At 31.0% G+C, this 22,739-nt stretch carries 23 protein-coding genes; 19 read left to right on the plus strand and 4 right to left on the minus strand.

What is annotated here, in order from left to right; all coding sequences use genetic code 11:
* The first annotated feature begins 19 nt into the window (after window positions 1-19).
* The 4 genes from EKN01_RS07105 to EKN01_RS07120 all read left to right on the plus strand — a co-directional run bounded on the left by EKN01_RS07105 (window position 20) and on the right by EKN01_RS07120 (window position 4,251).
* Complete coding sequence (locus EKN01_RS07105; RefSeq protein ID WP_129045591.1) at window positions 20-1,684, plus strand: type I restriction-modification system subunit M; 1,665 nt, start codon at window positions 20-22, stop codon at window positions 1,682-1,684.
* The gene (locus EKN01_RS07110) at window positions 1,677-2,909 is read left to right on the plus strand and encodes a restriction endonuclease subunit S (protein WP_129045592.1); all 1,233 of its coding nucleotides are present in this window, start codon (window positions 1,677-1,679) and stop codon (window positions 2,907-2,909) included. The genes EKN01_RS07105 and EKN01_RS07110 overlap by 8 nt, the downstream gene beginning before the upstream one ends.
* Window positions 2,910-2,982: 73 nt before the next feature.
* A complete protein-coding gene (locus EKN01_RS07115; protein ID WP_129045593.1) occupies window positions 2,983-3,630 on the plus strand; it encodes a nitroreductase in 648 nt (215 codons plus the stop codon).
* A 63-nt stretch (window positions 3,631-3,693) separates the two neighbouring features.
* Window positions 3,694-4,251, plus strand: coding sequence for a GNAT family N-acetyltransferase (locus EKN01_RS07120; RefSeq protein ID WP_129045594.1), 558 nt, complete (start codon window positions 3,694-3,696; stop codon window positions 4,249-4,251).
* A 38-nt stretch (window positions 4,252-4,289) separates the two neighbouring features.
* Here the strand turns inward: EKN01_RS07120 and EKN01_RS07125 are convergent, their stop codons facing one another.
* Entirely contained in the window at window positions 4,290-5,960 is a 1,671-nt protein-coding gene (locus tag EKN01_RS07125) for a reverse transcriptase domain-containing protein (RefSeq protein WP_164966386.1), read from the minus strand.
* A gap of 405 nt (window positions 5,961-6,365) precedes the next feature.
* Between EKN01_RS07125 and EKN01_RS07130 the strand changes: the two genes are divergently transcribed.
* The 9 genes from EKN01_RS07130 (at window position 6,366) to EKN01_RS07170 (ending at window position 15,242) form a co-directional block, all read left to right on the plus strand.
* The gene (locus EKN01_RS07130; protein WP_129045596.1) at window positions 6,366-7,085 is read left to right on the plus strand and encodes an ABC transporter ATP-binding protein; all 720 of its coding nucleotides are present in this window, start codon (window positions 6,366-6,368) and stop codon (window positions 7,083-7,085) included.
* The gene (locus EKN01_RS07135) at window positions 7,085-8,197 is read left to right on the plus strand and encodes an ABC transporter permease (RefSeq protein WP_129045597.1); all 1,113 of its coding nucleotides are present in this window, start codon (window positions 7,085-7,087) and stop codon (window positions 8,195-8,197) included. Before EKN01_RS07130 ends, EKN01_RS07135 begins: the two co-directional genes overlap by 1 nt.
* Window positions 8,198-8,201: 4 nt before the next feature.
* Window positions 8,202-8,855, plus strand: coding sequence for a TetR/AcrR family transcriptional regulator (locus tag EKN01_RS07140; protein ID WP_129045598.1), 654 nt, complete (start codon window positions 8,202-8,204; stop codon window positions 8,853-8,855).
* A 99-nt stretch (window positions 8,856-8,954) separates the two neighbouring features.
* Window positions 8,955-9,566, plus strand: coding sequence for a helix-turn-helix domain-containing protein (locus EKN01_RS07145; RefSeq protein ID WP_129045599.1), 612 nt, complete (start codon window positions 8,955-8,957; stop codon window positions 9,564-9,566).
* A 174-nt stretch (window positions 9,567-9,740) separates the two neighbouring features.
* Window positions 9,741-10,781: a putrescine carbamoyltransferase gene (ptcA, locus tag EKN01_RS07150; RefSeq protein WP_129045600.1), complete on the plus strand. Its 1,041-nt coding sequence runs from the start codon at window positions 9,741-9,743 to the stop codon at window positions 10,779-10,781.
* 28 nt (window positions 10,782-10,809) lie between these two features.
* The gene (locus EKN01_RS07155; RefSeq protein WP_129045601.1) at window positions 10,810-12,171 is read left to right on the plus strand and encodes an APC family permease; all 1,362 of its coding nucleotides are present in this window, start codon (window positions 10,810-10,812) and stop codon (window positions 12,169-12,171) included.
* A gap of 1 nt (window position 12,172) precedes the next feature.
* Window positions 12,173-13,270 carry an agmatine deiminase gene (gene aguA / locus EKN01_RS07160; RefSeq protein ID WP_129045602.1) on the plus strand — a complete coding sequence of 366 codons (1,098 nt, stop codon included), beginning with the start codon at window positions 12,173-12,175 and terminating at the stop codon, window positions 13,268-13,270.
* An 85-nt stretch (window positions 13,271-13,355) separates the two neighbouring features.
* Complete coding sequence (gene aguA, locus EKN01_RS07165) at window positions 13,356-14,456, plus strand: agmatine deiminase (protein WP_129045603.1); 1,101 nt, start codon at window positions 13,356-13,358, stop codon at window positions 14,454-14,456.
* A gap of 3 nt (window positions 14,457-14,459) precedes the next feature.
* Entirely contained in the window at window positions 14,460-15,242 is a 783-nt protein-coding gene (locus EKN01_RS07170) for a MurR/RpiR family transcriptional regulator (protein WP_129045604.1), read from the plus strand.
* A 27-nt stretch (window positions 15,243-15,269) separates the two neighbouring features.
* Here the strand turns inward: EKN01_RS07170 and EKN01_RS07175 are convergent, their stop codons facing one another.
* Complete coding sequence (locus EKN01_RS07175) at window positions 15,270-15,659, minus strand: hypothetical protein (RefSeq protein WP_129045605.1); 390 nt, start codon at window positions 15,657-15,659, stop codon at window positions 15,270-15,272.
* A gap of 122 nt (window positions 15,660-15,781) precedes the next feature.
* On the opposite strand from EKN01_RS07175, the gene EKN01_RS07180 reads away from it, so the two are divergent.
* Window positions 15,782-17,863 (plus strand): DUF1430 domain-containing protein, encoded by a 2,082-nt coding sequence (locus EKN01_RS07180; RefSeq protein WP_129045606.1) that lies wholly within the window; start codon window positions 15,782-15,784, stop codon window positions 17,861-17,863.
* Window positions 17,853-18,527 (plus strand): putative bacteriocin export ABC transporter, encoded by a 675-nt coding sequence (locus tag EKN01_RS07185; RefSeq protein ID WP_206731628.1) that lies wholly within the window; start codon window positions 17,853-17,855, stop codon window positions 18,525-18,527. Before EKN01_RS07180 ends, EKN01_RS07185 begins: the two co-directional genes overlap by 11 nt.
* 39 nt (window positions 18,528-18,566) lie before the next feature.
* Here the strand turns inward: EKN01_RS07185 and EKN01_RS07190 are convergent, their stop codons facing one another.
* Window positions 18,567-19,595: a zinc-binding alcohol dehydrogenase family protein gene (locus tag EKN01_RS07190; protein ID WP_129045607.1), complete on the minus strand. Its 1,029-nt coding sequence runs from the start codon at window positions 19,593-19,595 to the stop codon at window positions 18,567-18,569.
* 237 nt (window positions 19,596-19,832) lie between these two features.
* Here EKN01_RS07190 and EKN01_RS07195 point away from each other — a divergent pair, with 237 nt between their 5' ends.
* Window positions 19,833-20,231: an ImmA/IrrE family metallo-endopeptidase gene (locus EKN01_RS07195; RefSeq protein WP_164966387.1), complete on the plus strand. Its 399-nt coding sequence runs from the start codon at window positions 19,833-19,835 to the stop codon at window positions 20,229-20,231.
* Window positions 20,232-20,252: 21 nt separating this feature from the next.
* On the opposite strand, the gene EKN01_RS07200 is transcribed toward EKN01_RS07195, so the two are convergent.
* A complete protein-coding gene (locus EKN01_RS07200) occupies window positions 20,253-20,621 on the minus strand; it encodes a helix-turn-helix domain-containing protein (RefSeq protein ID WP_129045609.1) in 369 nt (122 codons plus the stop codon).
* 316 nt (window positions 20,622-20,937) lie between these two features.
* Between EKN01_RS07200 and EKN01_RS07205 the strand changes: the two genes are divergently transcribed.
* Genes EKN01_RS07205 through EKN01_RS07215 form a run of 3 tightly spaced genes read left to right on the plus strand, consistent with a single transcriptional unit; the run spans window position 20,938 to window position 22,709 of the window.
* Entirely contained in the window at window positions 20,938-21,189 is a 252-nt protein-coding gene (locus EKN01_RS07205; RefSeq protein WP_129045610.1) for a hypothetical protein, read from the plus strand.
* A gap of 43 nt (window positions 21,190-21,232) precedes the next feature.
* Window positions 21,233-22,030, plus strand: a complete 798-nt coding sequence (locus EKN01_RS07210) for a hypothetical protein (RefSeq protein WP_129045611.1) — start codon at window positions 21,233-21,235, stop codon at window positions 22,028-22,030.
* A gap of 1 nt (window position 22,031) precedes the next feature.
* Window positions 22,032-22,709 carry an alpha/beta hydrolase gene (locus tag EKN01_RS07215; RefSeq protein WP_129045612.1) on the plus strand — a complete coding sequence of 226 codons (678 nt, stop codon included), beginning with the start codon at window positions 22,032-22,034 and terminating at the stop codon, window positions 22,707-22,709.
* Window positions 22,710-22,739: the final 30 nt, after the last annotated feature.

Genomic DNA, 22,739 nt, shown 5'->3' on the forward strand with positions numbered 1-22,739 from the left:
GACAAGAGGAAACAATATAGTGAGTGAAGAAGTAAAGAGCGCACAGGACCTGACAAATCAACTGTGGTCGATGGCCAATGATTTGCGTGGAAACATGGATGCAAGTGAGTTTAGAAATTATATATTAGGATTCATGTTTTACCGCTATCTGTCAGAACATCAAGAAGACTATATTATTAATGAAGATTTAGTAGAGATATCAGGTGATGAAACTGTCAATGAAGCATATATCCGAGCAGCTGCAGAAGATGGTGAAGAAGACTATCTAGAAGATATCGCCAGTTCTCTAGGTTATGCTATCGCGCCCAATGATACATGGGCATCAATTATTGATCGTGTTAACAGTGACACAATCTTGCCAGAAGATTTTCAAAATATGTTTGATAACTTCGATAAAAATGCACAGATCAATACTAATGCTTCAGGAGATTTCACAAATATCTTTGCCGATGTGAATTTGGCTGACAATAAATTAGGTAATAGTACAACAAGTCGTGCTCGTGCTTTGAAAAATATTGTTTTATCAGTAGATGAATTCAACTATCTAGGAGAAAACGGTAAGGATATCCTAGGGGATGTCTATGAATATCTGATTGCTAAGTTTGCCGGAAATTCTGGAAAGAAAGCTGGAGAATTCTATACTCCTCATGAAGTTTCTCAAGTCTTGTCAAAATTAGTAACTATCAAAGAATCAACTGTTGATCGTCCATTCAGTGTATATGATCCTACTATGGGGTCAGGCTCATTATTATTGACAGTTCAAGATGAATTACCAGATGGTAATACTCAAGGAGCTGTTCAATTCTATGGTCAAGAATTGAATACAACAACATTCAACTTGGCCCGTATGAATCTGATGATGCATGGTGTTGAGTATCAAAATATGACATTGAACAATGGTGATACCCTAGAATCTGATTGGCCAGATGGTCCAGATGATCAAGGAATCGACCATCCACGTAGTTTTGATGCAGTGGTTGCTAACCCACCATATTCAGCACATTGGGATAATAATGATAATAAATTGAAAGATCCTCGTTTCAAAGATTACGGATTAGCACCTGGAACTAAAGCAGATTTTGCCTTCCTACTCCATGGTCTATATCACTTGAAATCTACAGGAACGATGGCAATTGTTCTACCTCATGGAGTTCTATTTCGTGGAGCAAAAGAAGGTAAGATTCGTCAGGCATTATTAGAAAAAAATCAAATCGATGCCGTGATCGGATTGCCAGCAGGATTATTCTTCTCGACATCAATTCCTACAGTCGTCCTAGTGTTGAAACGCCAAAGAGATAACCGTGATGTAATGTTTATCGATGCAAGTGAACACTTTGAAAAGGGAAAGAATCAAAATGTCCTTCGTAGTGAAGATATTGAATTGATTATCAATACCTACAAAGATCGTAAAGATGCTGACAAGTTAGCTCATGTAGCAAGTTTGGAAGAAATCCAAGAGAACGATTACAACTTGAATATTCCTCGATATGTCGACACATTTGAAGAAGAACCAGAGATTGATCTTGATAAGCTAACTACTGAAATGAAAGAAACACAAACTCAAATCAAACAAAATGAAACAGAACTAATCAGCATGTTGAATGAACTAACCAGTGACGATCCTAAGATAAAATCTGATCTACAACATTTTATTCAAGCACTAGGTGGTGATACTAATGAGTAATGTTCCTGTAGTTAGATTTAGTGAATTTGATGATGATTGGGTTGATAAAAAGTTGGGTGATGTGACAAAACGGGTCAAAGGTAATGATGGGAGAATGGAGCTTCCAACTCTTACAATTTCTGCATCTCAAGGATGGATGGATCAAATAGATCGTTTTTCTAGTAATATAGCTGGTAATGAACAAAAAAATTACACGTTATTAAAGAAAAATGATCTATCTTATAACCATGGTAATTCTAAAATTGCTAAATATGGAGTAGTGTTTTCTTTGGACTCTTATGAAGAAGCCTTAGTTCCAAGAGTTTATCATAGCTTTAGAACAACTAATGATTCTTTCTCATTGTTTATTGAATATTTATTTTTAACAAAAAAACCTGATAGGGAACTTAGAAAGCTTGTTTCTTCTGGGGCAAGAATGGACGGATTACTTAATATAAACTATGAATCATTTATGGGAATAAATATGATGTTCCCTTCCCTACCAGAACAAACAAAAATAGGTGATTTTTTCAAACTGCTAGATGACACCATTGCTCTACATCAAAAGGAACTAGACGCCTTGAAGCAGGCTAAACAAGGATTCTTACAGAAAATGTTTCCTGCCGATGGTGAAAAGGTTCCGAAGATTCGATTCCCAGAATTTTCAGATGATTGGGTTGAGACTAAGTTGGGGGAAGTTTCTAATCATAGAAATGGTAAACCAATAGAAAAGTATTTTGATGTCAATGGAACACACAGAGTTATATCCATAGGAAGTTATGGAAAAGAAAATAGGTATGTTGATCAAAATATAAAAGTTAATTATAAAGAAGAATTTAAAGATCAATTGGTGAAAAGTCAGGAACTAACTATGGTTTTAAATGATAAGACGAAAGAAGGAAATATTATTGGTAGAACGCTATTAATAGAGGAAGATGACTTATTCATTGTAAACCAAAGAACTGAAATTATTAGTTTATATAATATATTAGACTCATATTTTATGTTTATATATCTTAATTATATATTTCGAAATAAAGTTAGAATTATGGCTCAAGGAGGAACACAGATTTATGTTAACTATAATTCTGTAAAAGAAAAGTATGTAAGTTATCCTAGTAAGTCAGAACAAATAAAAATCGGTGATTTTTTCAGACAATTAGACAAATCAATTGAGTTAGAAGAACAAAAACTAGAAAATTTAAAGAATGCCAAGAAGTCGTTCTTACAAAAGATGTTTATTTAATCAAATGTTTACATAATTGCTTACCTTAGTGTTAGAATTTTACCAGTAATATTTAATACCAAGAGGTAATATCATGGAATTTTTAAACGTACTAAACAACCGCAGAGCTATCAGAAGTTTTAGCAATCAGCCTATATCTGATAAGGATTTACGGGAGATTGTTGAGCAAGCATTGCTAGCACCATCTTGGGAGAATACTCAACCTTGGAAAGTTTACATTGCTGGTGGTAACTCTCTAAAAAGTATTAAGCAGCAACATCTTCAATATTCTAAAGACAAGGTTCGAAGTAATCCTGAAATGCCTATTATGCACTATAATCAATGGGCAAAGGACTCTGTTCACAACATTGATCAATGGAACTCTGATATTAATAGCTTTCTTGGCGATGAATCTGATGAGGTTGGGGATGTTCAGTTTAAATTATTCAACGCTGCTGATATTGTCTATCTGACTGTTCCTAAAAATTCATCATCGTGGTCAATATATGACTTAGGTTCATTTGGACAAACTTTGATGCTATCTGCCACCAACAAAGGAATAGATTCAATTCCAGCATATGCTTTGGTTAAATATCCTGATATTGTCCGTAAAAATATAGATATTCCCGATGATCAGATGCTTGTAATGGGTATTGCTCTGGGATATCGAGATACTAGCAAAATCAATGATTTTGAATCTAGACGTATGAACTTAGATGATGTTTTAAAAATTGAAAATTAGCACAAATAAAAACTATAAGTCTATAATTGACTCATAGTTTTTTTATTTACGAGGTGAAAATTTATGGCAGGTATACGTTTAGCTACAACCAAAGATGCACAACAAATACTAGATATTTACACACCCTATATAGAAAATACAACAATAACTTTTGAATATGATGTTCCAACACTGGAGGAGTTTGCTGAACGTATTAATGATGTTCTAGAAAATTTTCCATATCTTGTTTATGAAGATAAAAACGGCAGTATTCTCGGTTATGCTTATGCTCACTATTATGGAGAACGTGCGGCATATAATTGGACGGTGGAAGTTAGTATATATTTATCTGAAAATGCCAGTGGGAAGGGTATTGGGACAAAACTTTATCGATCGTTAGAAGAAGAGTTAACTAAACAAAAAGTCATTAATATAGTGGCATGTGTTACAGAAGAGAATATAGGTAGTATTAGATTTCATGAAAAATTGGGATTTAAAAATATCGGAACCTTTGAAAAGGTTGGCTATAAGTTTAATAAATGGTTAGATGTTGTATGGTTTGAAAAAGTTATCAATAATCGAAGTACTTATATTGGAGTGATTATTCCATATTCAGAGTTACAAAAAAAAACTTACTATTAGGTAAGCTTTTTTGATTTAGATAATAATAGAATTAACTTTTATTTATTTTGGGCATTTAAATCGTTTTTTAACTTAATGAGTCTGTTACGGGATTTATTAGCTTGTTTTAGGAAACTAATTTTATAGCTAGGATTATTTTTTGAGAAAACCTTTTCACAATTTTTGGCATACGACAGAAAAGAGTGCTTGGGTGAAGATTTCTCAATATGCATTAAATATCTCGTATGTGTCTTTTTTATATCTGGTAGTGCCACATTTTCTCTAACTTTATACATAATCCTTTCAGTTCTTTTTAAATACAGTTTAACTTTAAATTTATTCGTATTTTTATTGATGAAATTATTTGTTATTAAAATCTTGTAGGCATTATCATCGTTTATTTCAAAGTTTTTATTTGAATACTCATCTTTTACCACATTGTATATTAGACTATTAAAATAAGTGGAATGTATAGAACGCCTGCCTCTATAATAGAATTTGTAGATACTTTTCCCTCGTATGGAGACTGTATTATCTTGGTATAAAAATCCTAAGTAGTCTAAACCACATGTCTTTTCAGTTGATACATCAGTGAAAAATCCCTTTGATTCAGATATCTGCTTTGTCTTTTTATCTGATATCTCTAAGTCAACTATTTTTTTACTATTCATTATTATTTCATTATAAAGTTTTTTAAAATCATTTATATTATTTTTTTCTTTGGGTATAACTATTATAAAATCATCAGAGTATCTTCGATAAATTCCTCCTTTTGAAGTAACCATTTGCTTTACAAATTTATCAAATTCAATCATGTATACATTTGCTAAAATAGCACTGATACTAGTACCTTGTGGGATACCTTTTTTCTTATTCTGTTTAATCAATTCAAGATGGTTTTTAATAAAAATTCCAAATTCTTCCCTAGACTCAAAGTATGCTTTTCGAAATTTTTTAGGATTTTTTTTGTATACTTTTTTTTCAGGATTAGTAATATAATTTTCTATTTTATTTTTCTCAATATACTTGTAGTTTGTTAATTTATCGAGAACTTTTATCCAACTTTCGTATTCAAGAGATTTATCCTCCAAATTTAGAACTTTTAGCATATTTTTTTCTAGATAACAATGATTTAATCTATCAAAGAAATTTTTGAAATCGCCTTTCATAATCCAAGTTCCATTTTGTTTATCAATAAAATCAAAAACCTCTTTTGCTACGGTAATGTTAGATATTTTAGTATTATTTTTTAAATCAGATCTGTATGCTACGGCAACATCAGAAATATTTTGATCATATGAAAAATCGTTATATTTTTTATTTAAATTTTTAGATAAAAAAAAGTATACACCTGCGTCATAGTGTGAAACTAGTGATATTTTTCTTCTTTTTATATTCTTTTTTCCGTTATTCGGGTATTTTTTAAAAGTAATATTAAAAGTAATCATTGGTAAGAATCTATGTGTTTTAATTTTTTTCCAATTTAATAAACTTTTCTCAAAAATATTTGATTCTTCTTTTGTTAGAGGAAAGTCTATGTGCGTATATTTTTTGCTTACTTTCTCATAGAAAAGATTTTTTTTTGTAATATTATTTTTATACTTAAAGTTTTCAGTCATAATTTTCCTATAAATTGAAAGCGCCTGTGCAGACGGTAGAAATGTCTTATGCACAGGCGCATTACTAATTGTTAAAAACTTGCCAGCAGTTTTAACAAAATATTTTTTCAAAATCATATCTACCTAAATCAATAATAATAATGAACCGAATTGTATCTTGTTCATTATATTCGTGCTGTTGGTGACCATTATAGGTCGACAGCATGTATGTATTCAATCAATATTGACAATCCTAATAAATAAAGGAGTTGAAAGTATGTTAAATACATGCTATAAAAAAGTCTAAGCTGAATCTGGCATCTAAACTTAGGTAACTAAACTATATATGAAATTATAAATTTATTCAAACAAATACTCATTTTTTATTAGCGATTATTCCGTATCCAGATTGAGAAAAAAGAACTTACCGTTAGGTAAGTTCTTTTTATTTTGTTATTGCTATTTTATTTCCAACGATGTATATTAAATTCATCAGGTGAGTGATTACTCACTCACGAAGTGAAATGGAGCAGAAAAATGGAAAATATCATTTCATTAACTAATATATCCAAAACATTTGGCAACAAAAAAGTATTAGACAATATTACTTTTCAACCACAAAATGGTAAAATAATAGGTTTAATCGGACCTTCGGGTGCTGGTAAATCTACTATTATCAAAGTACTTTTAGGTATGGAAATCGCGGATTCTGGCAGTGCCAAAGTTTTCGGCAAGACAATGCCTAATCGCCAACTACTTTCCAGAATCGGATACATGGCGCAAAGTGATGCCCTGTACGGACAATTGACAGCTCAAGAAAATCTAGAATTTTACGCTGAGATGTTAAAAATTAGTAAGCAAGAGCAACAAAAACAAATAGCTAAAGTTGCAAAAATTGTTGATTTAACTGAATCACTAAACATCAAAGCCGATGATTACTCAGGTGGTATGAAACGTCGATTATCTCTAGCAATAGCAATGCTCGGTGACAAGGATCTTTTAATATTGGATGAGCCGACTGTTGGTATTGATCCTGCTCTAAGGATCAAGATCTGGAAAGAATTGACCGCTATGAAAAATCAAGGGAAAACAATTTTGGTAACGACTCATCAGATGGACGAAGCTGAATTAGTAGATGAAGTTGCAATTTTACATGATGGAAAAATCATTGCTATGGATACGCCAGATGTTCTAAAAATGAAATATGAAGCAGATAGCATTGAGCAAGTATTCTTGAAAGCAGAAGGTGAAGATTAATGAGAGCTTGGGCAATTTCAAAGCGTGTAACTAAGGAGTTACTCCGTGATAAAAGAAGTTTGGCATTGATGTTTTTAGCACCAATATTAATATTGAGTTTGATGAAGGTTGTATTTAATAGCAATTCAACAATAGATGTTAATATTGCCACAGTGAACGTTAATAGTTCATTAGTTAAGCAAATGGATGACCAAAAGCATGTTTCTGCAAAAAAATATTCAACAAAAAAATCAGCTGATAAGGCTTTAAAAGATCAAAAAGTTGATTCAATTATTCAATATAAGAATAACGAGTATTATGCAACTTATGCGAATAATGATCCTAGTAAGACTAGTGCAGTAAAAATGACTTTGAAATCGTCCATGTCAGCTGTTGGTATTAAATCAATGCAAGAACAAATTATCACGATGAAGAGCATGCTTCCAGAATCTGTTCAGTCAAATATGCCTGCTAATAGTAACGGTTCACAAGTAAAAATCCATAATTCTTATATTTATGGTGATGGCAATACTTCATTTTTTGACAAAATAATTCCAATTTTGATGGGATTCTTTGTATTCTTCTTTGTATTTTTGATATCAGGAATGGCATTGTTGAAAGAAAGAACAACAGGAACATTGGACCGTTTGTTGGCAACACCGGTCAAACGATCAGAAATTGTATTTGGTTATATGTTAAGTTATGGGATGTTAGCTGTATTTCAAACTTTGGTGATCGTTCTATTCACAATATTGGTACTACAAGTACAGGTTATTGGTAATATCTTGCTTCTACTGCTAGTCAATTTGGTATTTGCACTAGTAGCATTGGCATTTGGACTACTAATGTCGACATTTGCTAGATCGGAATTCCAGTTAATGCAATTTATTCCGTTGATTGTTGTTCCACAAATATTCTTTTCAGGATTAATTCCTTTAGATAATATGGCTAGTTGGGTAAGATATATTTCATATATTATTCCATTAAATTATGCGGGAAATGCTATGAGTGGTATTGTTCTATCAGGCAATGGACTAGTATCAATTTTACCAGATATAGGTATACTTTTGATTTTCTTAGTTGTTTTGGTAACCTTAAATATACAAGGTTTGAAACGTTATAGAAAGGTCTAGAATAATGACAGAAAAAAATATAATTTTAAATGATCTTTCTAGTTGGTACGATAGTGAAGATATTCCTAACGGAAAAAGAAAAGTTATTCAAGCAGCACTAAAAATATTCTCTGAAAAAGGATATGATGCAACTTCTACCTCAGAAATCGCAGAATTAGCTGGAACTAGTCAAGCTACCTTATTCAAATATTTCAAGACTAAGCAAGATTTGCTAAAGTTCATTATTGATCCTATTTTGGAAAATATTTTACCAATTTACTTAGGAGATTTCGTAGATATTGTAAAATCCGAAAATAAAGGATTAGAATATCTGGTTAATTTTATGGTTCACGATAGATTTCAATTTTTGGTGAAGAATAAAGAAACCTATCTAATTGTATTTTCACAGTTAATGATTAATAGCGATATGCAAAAGCAAATAATAGTTTTCCTTCAAGAAAATTTATCAAATTTTTTAGATAGACTGTTTCCCATTTTGGAAATGTCTGGAGAAATGAGAGAAGATATCGATAGATTATCTGTTTTGAAATTAGTTGTTAGTCAGATTGTATTTGAATTCATAGGAATGTATAAATTTACAGAGAAACCAGATCCAACTCATATTGATCATGATCTAGATGAAATAGCTAAACTGATATATCATGCAATAAGTAAATAAAAAAGACCGTGCATGCGGTCTTTTTTAATGCCCAAAATCTTTGCTAGTTTTTTTTATTGAAAATGTTTCAAGATATTAATTAATAAAGGGGTATATATTATGAATTTTGGTAAAAAATTACAGCAAAAACGTAACACTATGAAACTTACTCAAGAAGAAGTTGCAGATCAGTTGTTTGTATCAAGGCAAACAATATCTAACTGGGAAAATGAAGTTAGTTATCCAGATTTGAATATGTTAGTTAAAATAAGTGACCTATATAATTTATCACTTGATAAATTAATTAAAGCAAATGAATCAATGCGTATATCTTTGAGTAAGGAGGGATTAAATAGACGACTAAATTTAATACTTCTACTTCTGGTAATAAATTCTCTTATCATGGTTACGATTTTACTTCTGCAGAATTTAAATCCATCAATAACTATAAATTCTATTTCTAGATTTATGATAGTTGCTGCAGTTATTATTAATTCCTTTGTAATTGTTAGAACAAGCGTTTTTCTGAATAATATAAATTCGAATCATATGTGGGAGTACATGAGTAAAGTTAGTTTGAAATTAATTCTATTAATTGCAGTTATTGTTACTGCAACCAGTTCAATACTAGTGTATTTTCATCAAGATTTTATTACAGGTATAGTTGATGGTGTTTGGATAGGATTCATTGTCTTATGGGTACTTGTTAGATATATAGATGATAGTAAATAAAAAAGACCGCAAAAGCGGTCTTTTTTTTTGCTCATGTACTTTGTTACTCAAAATGTAACAAAATACATCTACTTGTATAAAGTTTGAATGCATGAAAATCTATTTCAAAAACTCTTAGTTAGATTTAAAGTGAAATTGTTAACAAATATAAATTATAAATTTGGGAGAAAAACCATGAAAAGAGATTTTATAGATACTAATGATTATACACAAGAAGAAGTTCAATATTTAATTGATCTAGCAGTACAAATGAAGAAGGATATAAAGGATGGCAATTATCCTCAACTGCTTAAAAATAGAACATTAGGAATGCTTTTTGAAGAATCATCCACAAGAACTCGTGTTTCTTTTGAAACAGCTATGACACAACTTGGTGGACATGCTCAATATTTGGCACCGGGTCAAATACATCTAGGAAGTGCAGAGAGTGAGTCACTTGGTGATACAGCAATTGTTCTATCAAGATTGGTAGATATTTTGATGGCACGTGTTGCTCAACATGAAACAATTGAAACAATCTCTAAATACTCAACTGTTCCTGTTTTAAATGGTATGACTGATTACAATCATCCAACTCAAGAAATTGGAGATATTATTACAATGTTTGAACATTTGCCAGCTGGTAAAAAATTAAGTGATTGTAAGGTTGTCTTTGTTGGAGATGCTACACAGGTTTGTGTTTCATTAATGTTTATTGCTACAAAGATGGGAATGGAATTTGTTCAGTTCGGACCTAAAGGATATCAAATTAAACCTGAAACTCTAGAAATCGGTAAGAAAAATGCCGAAGTATCTGGTGGTAGTGTACTAATTACAGAAGATACTGATGAAGCTATGAAAGATGCTGATTTTGTTTATACAGATGTTTGGTATGGATTATATGAATCTCCATTGTCATATGAAGAAAGAATGGAAATTTTCTATCCTAAATATCAAGTAAATGATGAATTAATGTCAAAAGCAGGTAAAGATGCTAAATTTATGCACTGTTTGCCAGCTAATCGTGGAGAAGAAGTAACAGATAGTGTTCTAGATTCCAACAATTCAGTTGCTTGGGATGAAGCAGAGAATAGATTGACTGCAATGCGTGCTCTTCTTGTCTATTTGATGGCACCAATTATTGATTATAGTGATGAAGATCTAAATAGTTTGCAAGATGACAAGCTAAAGAACCTTTTGATTAATCGTGTTGATTCACAATTAGTTACAGACTAGATCTTTTCTTAGAAAGTAGGGAATTCCTATGGAGAATAAAAAGAAGTTTAGATTATTTGATGCTGTACTGATGGCAGTCGTTGTTGTTTTGGTAGTTGAATCAGCTGCGCCCGCTGCCGCGATTGGACCATCACAATTTTTCTGGTGGATCTTATTATTGCTACTGTTCTTCTTACCATACGGATTGATTTCTGCCGAATTAGGTACAACCTACGATGATGAGGGTGGTATTTACGATTGGATAAGGAAAGCCTTTGGTGGCAAGTGGGGCGGACGTGCTGCTTGGCTATACTGGATTAATTTTCCTATCTGGATGGCAAGTTTGGCAGTTCTATTCAATGAAGTTATAGAACAAATTTTTAAAGTGAAAATTAATAGTATTTTAGCTGTAGTAATTGAATTAATATTTATTGCTGTGGTTACAGCAGTCTGTTGCTACCCGGTTGCAGACAGTAAGTGGATACTAAATATCGCTGCTATTGCTAAAGTAGTTATTATGTTAAGTGTCGGTATTCTGGGAGTTTATCATGCTGTTACTGTTGGAATGGCAAATGATTTTTCAGGAACAGCTATGTTACCTAAATTTGATGTTAAAAGTTTAGGTTATATATCAGTTATTTTGTTCAATTTCCTTGGATTTGAGGTTGTAACAACAATGGCCAAAGATATGGAAAATCCCAAAAAGCAAATTCCTCAAGCAATTATCTGGGGTGGTATTTTAATCGCTATCTTTTATCTATTTGCTGCTTTTGGTATGGGGGCCGCAATACCAGTTGCTAAAATATCAACATCAGGCGGTTTAATTGATAGTTTAATCTTATTAGTTGGTCAAAATAATTGGTTTGTCTTCATTATTGGAATTTTATTTATGTATACTTTATTAGCTAACCTAATTTCTTGGTCAGCAGGTGTTAATTATGTTGCCTTGTATGCAGCTAAAAATAATGATCTACCAGGAATTTTCAAGAAGGTTAATAAGAAAGAAATGCCTATTGGTGCTACATTTTTAAACGGAATAATTGCTGCTGTATTAGTTGTTATTGCACCAATGATTCCCAATGAAAATATATTCTGGGCATTCTTCTCGTTAAATGTTGTTGCATTACTCTTATCATATGTTCTAATGTTTCCAGCCTTTTTGAAATTAAGAAAAAAAGATCCAGATACAGAACGTCCATTCAAAGTTCCTGGTAATAAGTTATTAATCAATTTATATACTTATGTTCCAATGGTATTGTTATTAATTACAATTTTCTTTACTGTTGTACCTTTGAATGGCAGTCATGAAGAGATATCAACTAAACTACCTATTATAATTGGAATTATTTCTACACTAGTTGTTGGAGAGATATTTATCAGTAAAGCAGAATCTAAAAAGGAGAAAAAATAACATGAAAACTTTACAAAGTTCACCTCAAAAAGATGGATATCGAATGCCTGGAGAATTTGAAAATCACAAGGGTGTTTATATTCTATGGCCAGAGCGCCCAGATAATTGGAGAGATGGTGCCAAACCTGCACAGCATACTTTTGTTAAGGTTGCAGAAGCAATTTCTCAATTTGAAGAAGTAACCGTTGGTGTTTCAGATCGACAATATACAAATGCTCGCCATATGCTACCTGATAATATAAAAGTGGTTGAAATTTCAAATGATGATTCGTGGATAAGAGATTGTGGTCCTACATTTGTTGTGAATGATAAAGGTGATATACGTGGTGTAGATTGGACATTTAATGCTTGGGGTGGTTTGGTAGACGGCCTTTACTTCCCTTGGGATAAGGATGACCGTGTTGCACAAAAAGTTACTGAAATGGAAAATACGGATCGATATCGTCTTGATGATTTCGTCTTGGAAGGTGGTTCTATCCATGTTGATGGAGAGGGAACACTTATTGTGACTGAGGAATGTTTACTTTCTGAAGGCCGTAATCCACAGCTGTCAAAAGATCAAATCGAAAGCATTTTAAAAGAGTATTTGAATGTTGAAAAAATCATTTGGCTAAAACGTGGAATTTACTCAGATGAAACAAATGGCCATGTCGATAACATTGCTAATTTCGTTGAACCGGGAAAAATTGCATTGGCTTGGACAGATAATGAAGATGATCCTCAGTATGAAATATCAAAGGAAAATTATGATATTTTAGTAAATTCAACAGATGCTAAAGGCCGTAAAATTGAGGTTGAAAAATTATACCTACCTTCTCCTATTTTAATTACTAAAGAAGAGAGTGAAGGTGTCGATGCCGTTGATGGAACATTACCAAGATTGGAAGGAGACCGTTTAGCTGCAAGTTATGTAAATTACTACACTGCTAATGGTGGAATAGTTTTTCCAATGTTTAATGATCCTATGGACGATAAGGCACGTGAGACACTACAAAAATTATATCCAGATCGTAAGATTGTAGGAATTCCTGCACGTGAAATCATATTAGGCGGTGGAAACATTCACTGTATTACTCAACAGGTTCCTGCAGTTTACTAATAAAAAAAGATTAGATCAAAAGACCTAATCTTTTTTGTTATCAAATAATGATATATTAATAATATAAAAACAAATGAGGCTAGAGATGAAAATAATTAATTCAACTCCTATATCTGATGGCTATTATCTTCCTTCAGAGAATATAGAGCACAGCGAGTCAATAATGATTTGGCCAGAACGAGCAGACAATTGGCGTAATGGAGCTAAACCGGCACAAAAAGTATTTTCTGAAATAGCTAACAAGATATCAGAATATGAACCGATAACTATGATTGCCTCTAAAGAGCAATACGACCACGCACGTCACGTTTTGTCAGAAAATGTTCGAGTATTAGAAATGAGCTATAACGATTCTTGGATTAAAGATATTGGTCCAATGTATCTGTTAAATAAAAGCAATAATATTCGTTCTGTAGATTGGCGTTTTAATGCTTGGGGAGGATTAGTAGATGGACTGTACTTTCCATGGGATCAGGATGACAAAGTAGCCAGAAAAATTAGTGATTTTCAAAGAATAGATTATTATTCTGTTAGTGATTTTATTTTGGAAGGTTGTGCTATTCATACTGATGGGGAAGGAACAGCTATATTAACAGAGGACACAGTTTTATCAGAAGGTCGAAATGGTCATGTGACTAAAGATGAAGCTGAGGAAATATTAAAAAAATATCTTAACTTGGATAAAATAATTTGGTTAAAGAGTGGATATTTCATGGACGAAACAAACGGTGATGTTGATAACATGCTGAGTTTTGTGAAACCAGGTGTAATCCTTTTGACATGGACTGATGATGTTACTGATCCACAGTATCAAATATCTAAGGATGCTTTTGAAATTTTGAGTCATTCAACGGATGCAAAGGGTAGAAAATTTGAGATACATAAACTGCCCATCCCAAAGCCTTTATTTGCCACTGAAAATGAGAGCAATGGGGTGGATTCAGACAATGGCTTGTTGCCACGCTATCCAGGAGATAGATTAACAGCCAGTTACGTTAGTTATTATTTGTTTAATGGAGGCTTATTATTACCTATATTTGACGATCCAAATGATCAAATTGCAATAGATATTTTGAAAGACTTATTTCCTGATAGAAGAATAGAAACTATACATGCTAGAGAATTACTTCTAGGTGGAGGAAATGTTCACTGTGTAATTGAAGCAGTCCCAATGTATAAGGAGTAGCTGATGAATTTTTTTGAGATAGTTAATTCAAATGTTGATAGTTTAACAAATAATGAACAAAAACTTTTGGACTATGTTATAAAAAACATGGATCAAATTAAGAACAAAAGTATTAGAGAGTTGTCGTCTGAGTGCTTTGTTTCGACAACTACGTTTTTGAGATTTGTTAGAAAAATTGGTTTTTCAGGATATAGTGATTTTATTACCGTTATAAAATATACACTTTTGAATAATGATGTTAATTCTAAATCAGAAATGTCTCCTTTTGTTGTCAATCAGTCTGAATATCGAGAAGAGTATCTAAAAAATATTAATGAAACTATCCGTGTTTTGGATAATGAAAAATTAAACCAAGTAGCAAATATAATGAACAAAGCTGAAAAAATATATTTTCTAGCAAAGGGATTTAGCAAATATGCTGCAGAATACGTTGAATATCTTTATACTCTCAATGGTTTTGTTGTAATTTTTCCCAAGAATTTTGAACAACGTAAGTTGATGCACTTGAATATTAAATCGAGTGATGTTGTTTTTATTTTCAATTATGATGGGGAAGATAAAGAACTAATTGAGATTACACAAAATTTAGAACGTAAGTTTCCACAATTAAATTTGGTTTCCGTCACGGGAGCGAATAACAATACTATTCAAAATATGAGTGATATAAATTTTTATCTATTTTCAGATGAAATATATAAAAATAAAATAGAGATGACTTCTCATGTATCTTTGATTTCAATAATGGAATTATTACTATACCAATATAATGAGATATTCGATAAATAAAAAAGACTGCGTAAGCGGTCTTTTTGTTTAATCTGCAATTGTATATTTAGCTATAAATGTTCCATAACCTTTTGCAGTAACGTAATCCAAAGAACCGCCACTGTTTTCTACTTGTGCGTATGATCCATGGCAGCAGTATCTACTGTAACAGTTTGAATGTCCCCATTCAAATAGTAGTGATGACCGCTGTAAGTTACCCGGCGATATATTACCTCCACCAGTTCCCAAAGCTTTAATTGCACCACTTAGTGCAGCTGATGAAGCAGAAATGATATTGTCATTGTCATTTAAAGTAACCTCACCACTTTTAGGAGCATTGTTAAGATTTACATCTGAGCCTGTCGCAGTGGCTGCTATTGATCCCACCATCAAAGGAACAGCCAGTATGAAAAGCATAATGTTTGATTTGTGTTTCATAATTTAAATCCCCCATAAATAATATTTTGATTCATAACTATACGTTACAGTTATGTTATGATGCTTTTAAAATAATTTTTAATTAATATTTTTTAATTTTTAGGGGATATTTGGGGGTTATTATGAATAAAAAAATATTAAGCTTACTTATTGTTTTGCTCATTACTATCTCGGGGTTGGTTTTAATTAAACAAAATAGTCAACAATATGCAATTGATAAAACTGCTGTTTTAACACGGATGGACGAAGGAGAATTTAAATTATTTAAAATACCGACCAAAAATTATTCACAAAAAGAATATAAACAACTTATAGACGTTTTAAATAAGGTATCAAAAGAAACCGGAATACCCTATGTCAAAAGAGAAATAAATAGTTCATGTTTAGTAAAAAATGACAAGGTAGATTATTCAGAGCCAAGGACTAGGATACAGTTTCAAGTTGGTCCAAATAATATCAAAATTGACAGTTATATGAGTGAATTGTCAGATAATATGGATAGAGTACCAAAGATTCATGGGGTTAGTTTTTCAATTGACTCAATAGAGAAGACGATATCTTCCCATGATCAAGAGGGAGATTTCTATTTAGAAACATCTAGTCCAAAAGAATATGACCGTTTCATAAATAAATCTGCAGAATTATTTAGTAAATACCAAGATAATATTACATCAAGTGACTTTAAACCTGATAAAAATTATCACGTCAAAGATTTCTTATTCCAAGGATATAATACTAATCTATCTAATTTTTTGTTAATAGCATTTGTATTTACTATTCTGTTTATTATAATAATGATTCTTGACAATCAGAAATTGATAGCTATTTGTAGGCTAAACGGATATTCATATTTTGAAACAATGCAAAAATGTATTGGAAAAACTTTATATTTATCAATTGGATGCGTAGTAATTGAATTACTAATTGCTGCTTGTTTAGGATGGAAAATAACTAATGGTACAATCTATTCACTGATTTTTGGATTAGTAATAATAATGGTTTCAACTTTAATAGTTCTTGTAATTTCCGCCCATTCTACCAAATTAAGTGGAAAAATTAAAAATAACAAAGTCTCCAATAGATACTTTTTCTTTTTATACATAATAAAATCAGTTTTTATAATTAATATCTTCGTTGGATTGATTCCGCTGATATTAGTACTTACTAACTCATATAATGTTTTAAGTGCAACAGATAATGATAATAAAATTGATAATGAATATGCAGTATTCTATCCATATTATTTTGCAAAAAATCCCACGTATCATTCTAAAGTAGAGAGTAAGGAACTAGATGATACAATGTACCAACCCTTAAATAAAGATGGTGGAGTCTTATTTGATCCTAACTCTATAGATCAACATATAGAAAAAAACAATCAGTATCTAATTGTAAATCCAAACTATCTAAAACAATTTCATCTCTATGATCTAAGTAACAAATCAATTAACATAAGTGATTCTACAAATATTCTGTATGTACTTATTCCAGAGAAAAATATTAGTATAACTGACCAACTGATTAATACAGTTAAATCAAATGAAATACAAGTTTCAGGAAAATCTGCTGAAATTCAATCGATAGTCATCAAAAACGATCAAAAATTGACTAATTTGAGTAACTCGGAAACAATTGAAAACTACCCTATACTGGTTTCCACGTATAATAATTCTTCGTGGATAAATAGAAATTTTCTTAATGGTGGTGGGGATCAAGACGCTATGAAAATTCCGTTAAATGGAAAATCGGTCAGAGATAAATATAAAGAATTACTCCCACTTCTTAAAAAGAATAATTATCAAGACAATTATCTACAATTGGTAAAATTAAAAGATTTGCAATTCGAAGACTTAAAAATGTCAATTGGAAATGTAATGCAAGCTTCAGCATTAATATTATTCTCAATATTTGTTACCTATTTCTTAACGGGATACATAACGGGTCTGTACTTTATGATTAATAAACGTTCGTTATTACTTAAAAGAATACAAGGTTATTCTAAGGTTAGAGCATACAGAAGTATATTTATACTGATTTCTGTACAAGCAATAATATTATTATTGTTAACTATAACTAGATATCAAGGGAATACGCCCTATTTTGCATTGACAGTGATTATAACGATAATAGAGTGTCTTACTGTATGGATGAGTATTAGATCTCTCGAAAATAAAAATATTAAAGAGGTTATTAATGATGGATAACAATATTGCAATTCAAGCTAATAATATATCTAAATCTTATAAAAATAATAAAATAATCGATGGATTAAATCTGACAATTGAAAAGAATTCATTCGTAACAATCTTTGGGAAAAGTGGTTCTGGTAAGACAACATTATTAAACATGTTGGGTCTACTTGAACAACCTAGTTCAGGTGAAATATTTATTCTAAATAAAAAAGCACCAAAGATAAATAGTCGTGAGGCATTACTTATGAGAAGAAATAAAATATCTTACTTATTCCAAAATTTTGGATTAATCGATGATGAAACTGTGGGTCAAAACTTAGATATTGGATTGCAGTATATAAAAAAATCTAAGCAAGAGAAAGAATCGCTTAAAAGAAAAGCGCTTCAAGATGTTAATCTTGATATAGATTTAAACTCTAAAATATATACTTTGTCCGGTGGTGAGCAACAAAGAGTAGCAATTGCAAAAACAATTTTGAAACCATCTGAAATTGTTCTTGCTGATGAACCAACAGGTTCCTTGGACAAAGATAACAAAGAAGATGCATGTAACTTATTATTAGAATTACAAAAAAGTGGAAAAACAGTAGTAGTGGTTTCTCATGATTTATACTTTAAAAATATTAGTGATACAATTTATGATTTAAATGAATTGTATGAAGGTGTTGGAAAATAATAAAAAAAGACCGCGTAAGCGGTCTTTTCTTTTTCCAATTTAATCATCCCAACCATTAATATTTACCTTACCAATCATATGACCAGACTCCACGTCTGCATGAGCTTTTTTAAGGTTCTCAGCATTGATTGGCGAATAATTCTTGGTTGTTATTACTTTTAGGCTATTATCTTCATATAGTTTTGCTATATGATTCAATATTTCATGTTGTGTAACCATATCTTCGGTTTGATAATATGATTTGCTGTACATCCATTCCCAACTGAACGTTGCACGCTTCTTGGTTAGCTTTTGTAAATCGATTAGACGATGATTTTCTGTAGACGCTGCGATATTACCATCGGGTTTTATCAATTCAGCAATCTCATTCCAGTGGGCATCTAGATTATTCAAATTTAGTATATAGTCAACATACTTATATCCTAAATTTTTTACTTGTGGCACTAAATCTTTGTGATGATCTACAACATAATCTGCACCCAAATTTTTAACCCATTCCATTGAATCATGTCTTGATGCCGTAGTAATAACGGTCAATCCCGCTATTTTGGCCAATTGTACAGCCATAGATCCGACGCCACCAGAGCCGTTAATAATCAAAATTGTTTTACCTTCGTTATTAGAAAAAGTTAGATTTAACTTTTCAAATAATGACTCATAGGCAGTCAGTCCAACAAGTGGAACGGCTGCAGATTGACTATCATCAAGATTGTTTGGTGCCATTCCAACAATTCTTTCATCAACTGTCTGATATTGGGCGTCACTACCTGATTTTGTAAAATCACCAGCGTACCAAACTCGATCTCCGATATTAAATAAAGTTGAATCATCACCCTTTTCAACTACTGAACCAACTGCATCCCAACCGATAATTTTGGGATGTGACAATTTGTCTTTTCTTCCACCCTTACGAACAAATGTATCTACTGGATTGACAGAAACACCATCGACTTTAACTAATAGTTCATGTCCTGTGGCCTTTGGTAAATCTATTTCCACATCTTCAAAACTATTGCTGTCATTGATAGGTAAATGACTATAAAAACCTACTGCTTTTATTTTTGTCATATTAATATCCTCCTGACAAGGCCAATGATAGTCTTAAAAAATTTATTTTCATAGGATATGTTACTAATTATTTATATATTTATCATAATTTATCTTTTAATAAAAAATATAGAATATTCAGTTTAGATATCTTTGTAAATTGATTTCTTACTTAAAATATCAAGAATTGAAAAAAAGGAAGTTATAATATATAATAAGAACGTATGTTCGCCTTCGCTGAAATACAGGAGGATTATTTTGGAAGATAAAAATAATATTTATTCTGAGTCGTTATTAAACAAAGTTATTAGTTTAAATGATTCTATTACAACTGGTAACTATATAGACAAGCTATTAGAATCTTTTAATATTAAAGTTTTTGATTTGCCCATAGAAAAAACTGATCCACTTTTGATGAGAATAAAAGGACAAATTATTTTTGATAGTGGAATTTATGCGATTGGAATAAATCCTTTTATGGATGGTTCGGAAAAGCAATACACTATATTACATGAGATATATCATTTAATAATAGATTCAAAAGTGGAATTAAATAATGGCACACGTTGTCTATTAATGGATAGTATTAATAATGTTAGTATATTAGAATCTGAAAAAGACTATTTTGCAGAGTGTTTTATAAAAAAAGACAAATAAAAAAACATAAACTGTAATGGTTTATGTTTTTTTATTTGTCTTTTTTGTATCTTTATCATTTTCAATTTGAAGATGAAGAAATTTTGAATATTCGTCAATTTTTGATTTTATTTCTTCAATTTCTGTATCTGTTAAATTTCTTGTATCAATCCTATACCATTCTTCTGGATTTTTAAAGTTGTCTTTTTTTCTGTTCATTAGATAGTCAATTGATACATCAAAAAAATCAGCAATTTTCAATAAATTAGATGATTGAACATTATTTGAATTATTCCATTTACTTATAGTTCCTTTGGAAAGCCCTAACTCCCGCTCTAAGCTAGCAACGTTCTTTACTTTGTCAGAAGAAAGAATAAGCTCTTCAACTATTTCCTTTAAATTTTTGTCCATAAAAAAGCTCCTTATTATTGACTTACTGATTATATTCAACTATACTTAAAAAGTTGAATAGATTCAACTTAATATCTTATAATTCTAATAAATACCTATAGGTACAATATTATATGAATTCCTGTTGTTAAGTCAATAATTAAAAGAATGCCAATTAAACAAGGTGTTTTTTATTTAAATTTAATGCAGTATTAAATAAAATTGTATATTTACTAAAATTATATTGATAAATATTTAAAGAAAGGAGTAAGGATATATCAGGTAAATTTATTGATTTATATGAAACTAGACAATGCACAAATTTTTAGGGTTGTTTTTGGATGAATGGGTGAATCTGTTCTTTTTATTAACAAGTTTAATAGGAGTATTAACTTGGTTTGTTAGAAAGCTCATTTTATCACCCATAATAGATAAAATTGATAATCTAACAATTCAATTAAAAAAAATAAATAATAGTTATGAACTTTTAAGTAAAGTTCTTGATTCTCATGAGATAAAATTAACGTCTCATGAAGAAAAAATAAAGACATTATTTATTGAATTAGAAGATATCAAATCTAAAAAATAATAAACATAAAATAAAAATAAATTTAAAATAAGGAGAATTAAATATGATTAGAAGATTTAGTTTTAAAGGTGTCTTTTCGACACAATCAACGGTAGCGGATCTATATATATTATCGGGCAATACTTTTGCTCAAAATGGTAGAAGTCTAGGCACTTTTACTTCATGGCAATCTCAAGAATATGCTTATGATGAATTGACAGGTTATAAGTACTTTAAAGTGGACGGAACTGAATGGGCAAGATTAGATAAACCTGGACAAAATATTGTATCTGATTTTGATAGTTCAGATGGAAATTATACAGTAACAGTTAATAGAGACTTTGATTATCTTGGACCTAATAGACAATTTACTCCATACGTTGTAGATAGATATCAACAATTATCCTCAGCAAAAGGTTTAGATGTTGCAGATGGTTCTAGTTTTGTAACAAAGACAGGTATTGAAATGTATAGTGGTTCAACTAACTCTAATGGTGTAGGGACTAAGAAATTTCAAACAGGTTTTAAAGTGGACAGCTCTTATTTTTATAGTATGAATCATGTGTTCCCAAATTCAAAATTGACTTCCTCATCAGGTTCTTTACCTGGAGGAAATGTTACGCCAATAACAAAGATAATTAATGTAAATAGTGTTGCACCAGATTATTTTGATTACAATGGTAATGCAATAACAGGGTTACACTATAATTTAGGACATCAAATTTTATCAGATGGAATTTATACAACAAATGGAAGAACAGGATACAAGATAGGTAATAATCAATATATTAATATTAATGATGCAACAGGAACAAGTCTTATGTACGGACAGTTCTTTCCAACAAGAAAGGGAGTAAATTAAAATGTTAAATATATTCGTAGGTGGTTCAGGTTCAGATAGAAATTTTATAGTAAATGATTATTCAAATGGTCCCTCAGTCGCACAACACTGGGGAGTAAACCCTAGTATGTTTAATATTATCGAAGTAGAGAAAAATGGTACTGCTTCATTTTATAAAAGAGTACCAGGATCAAAGTATGCAACAGTAGTTTTTAAAACAAATAATTATCTAGTAGGAGAATTAGAAAATTTACCTTATTATTTGCAGAATGCTGTTACATTATTTAGAAATGCTGAAGGAGCAACTGATAAGCTTAATATTATGGGACACTCTAATGGTGGAAATGCTGTTGTTAGATGGTTAGAAACTTATTCACCAAGTTATGTAAATAATATTATAACTATTGCAACTCCTTATAACGGTAAAGCAGTAACGGTTCAACAAACAGGTTTTGTGAAAGAAGTTATTGCAGATAAAGCCAAAATTAAATACAGTGGCACTGTAAATACATTTGTTGCAAAAGATCCAACAAATGATGCATTTCCTACAAATATTGCTAGTGATGGAGTGATTGCTGAAGATAGTGCTTTATGTGCATCTCTAGTGTTCCCTCAAAGTGTTACTGAATGTAATAATCAAAATCATGGAACAGTTCTATGGTCTCCTGAAGTAAAAAATGTAATTTTAAAATGGTTCTAAATTTGAATAAACCAATTAACAATAAATTGT

Origin of the sequence: Companilactobacillus metriopterae, from assembly GCF_004117915.1 — a bacterium.
GTDB lineage: Bacteria > Bacillota > Bacilli > Lactobacillales > Lactobacillaceae > Companilactobacillus > Companilactobacillus metriopterae.

What these genes read in the sequence shown, in the direction of transcription:
- EKN01_RS07110 (WP_129045592.1), top strand. Translation starts at nt 1,677, where the DNA reads ATGAGTAATGTTCCTGTAGTTAGATTTAGTGAATTTGATGATGATTGG.
- EKN01_RS07115 (WP_129045593.1), top strand. Translation starts at nt 2,983, where the DNA reads ATGGAATTTTTAAACGTACTAAACAACCGCAGAGCTATCAGAAGTTTT.
- EKN01_RS07120 (WP_129045594.1), top strand. Translation starts at nt 3,694, where the DNA reads ATGGCAGGTATACGTTTAGCTACAACCAAAGATGCACAACAAATACTA.
- EKN01_RS07130 (WP_129045596.1), top strand. Translation starts at nt 6,366, where the DNA reads ATGGAAAATATCATTTCATTAACTAATATATCCAAAACATTTGGCAAC.
- EKN01_RS07135 (WP_129045597.1), top strand. Translation starts at nt 7,085, where the DNA reads ATGAGAGCTTGGGCAATTTCAAAGCGTGTAACTAAGGAGTTACTCCGT.
- EKN01_RS07140 (WP_129045598.1), top strand. Translation starts at nt 8,202, where the DNA reads ATGACAGAAAAAAATATAATTTTAAATGATCTTTCTAGTTGGTACGAT.
- EKN01_RS07145 (WP_129045599.1), top strand. Translation starts at nt 8,955, where the DNA reads ATGAATTTTGGTAAAAAATTACAGCAAAAACGTAACACTATGAAACTT.
- ptcA (WP_129045600.1), top strand. Translation starts at nt 9,741, where the DNA reads ATGAAAAGAGATTTTATAGATACTAATGATTATACACAAGAAGAAGTT.
- EKN01_RS07155 (WP_129045601.1), top strand. Translation starts at nt 10,810, where the DNA reads ATGGAGAATAAAAAGAAGTTTAGATTATTTGATGCTGTACTGATGGCA.
- aguA (WP_129045602.1), top strand. Translation starts at nt 12,173, where the DNA reads ATGAAAACTTTACAAAGTTCACCTCAAAAAGATGGATATCGAATGCCT.
- aguA (WP_129045603.1), top strand. Translation starts at nt 13,356, where the DNA reads ATGAAAATAATTAATTCAACTCCTATATCTGATGGCTATTATCTTCCT.
- EKN01_RS07170 (WP_129045604.1), top strand. Translation starts at nt 14,460, where the DNA reads ATGAATTTTTTTGAGATAGTTAATTCAAATGTTGATAGTTTAACAAAT.
- EKN01_RS07175 (WP_129045605.1), bottom strand. Translation starts at nt 15,659, where the DNA reads ATGAAACACAAATCAAACATTATGCTTTTCATACTGGCTGTTCCTTTG.
- EKN01_RS07180 (WP_129045606.1), top strand. Translation starts at nt 15,782, where the DNA reads ATGAATAAAAAAATATTAAGCTTACTTATTGTTTTGCTCATTACTATC.
- EKN01_RS07185 (WP_206731628.1), top strand. Translation starts at nt 17,853, where the DNA reads ATGATGGATAACAATATTGCAATTCAAGCTAATAATATATCTAAATCT.
- EKN01_RS07190 (WP_129045607.1), bottom strand. Translation starts at nt 19,595, where the DNA reads ATGACAAAAATAAAAGCAGTAGGTTTTTATAGTCATTTACCTATCAAT.
- EKN01_RS07200 (WP_129045609.1), bottom strand. Translation starts at nt 20,621, where the DNA reads ATGGACAAAAATTTAAAGGAAATAGTTGAAGAGCTTATTCTTTCTTCT.
- EKN01_RS07210 (WP_129045611.1), top strand. Translation starts at nt 21,233, where the DNA reads ATGATTAGAAGATTTAGTTTTAAAGGTGTCTTTTCGACACAATCAACG.
- EKN01_RS07215 (WP_129045612.1), top strand. Translation starts at nt 22,032, where the DNA reads ATGTTAAATATATTCGTAGGTGGTTCAGGTTCAGATAGAAATTTTATA.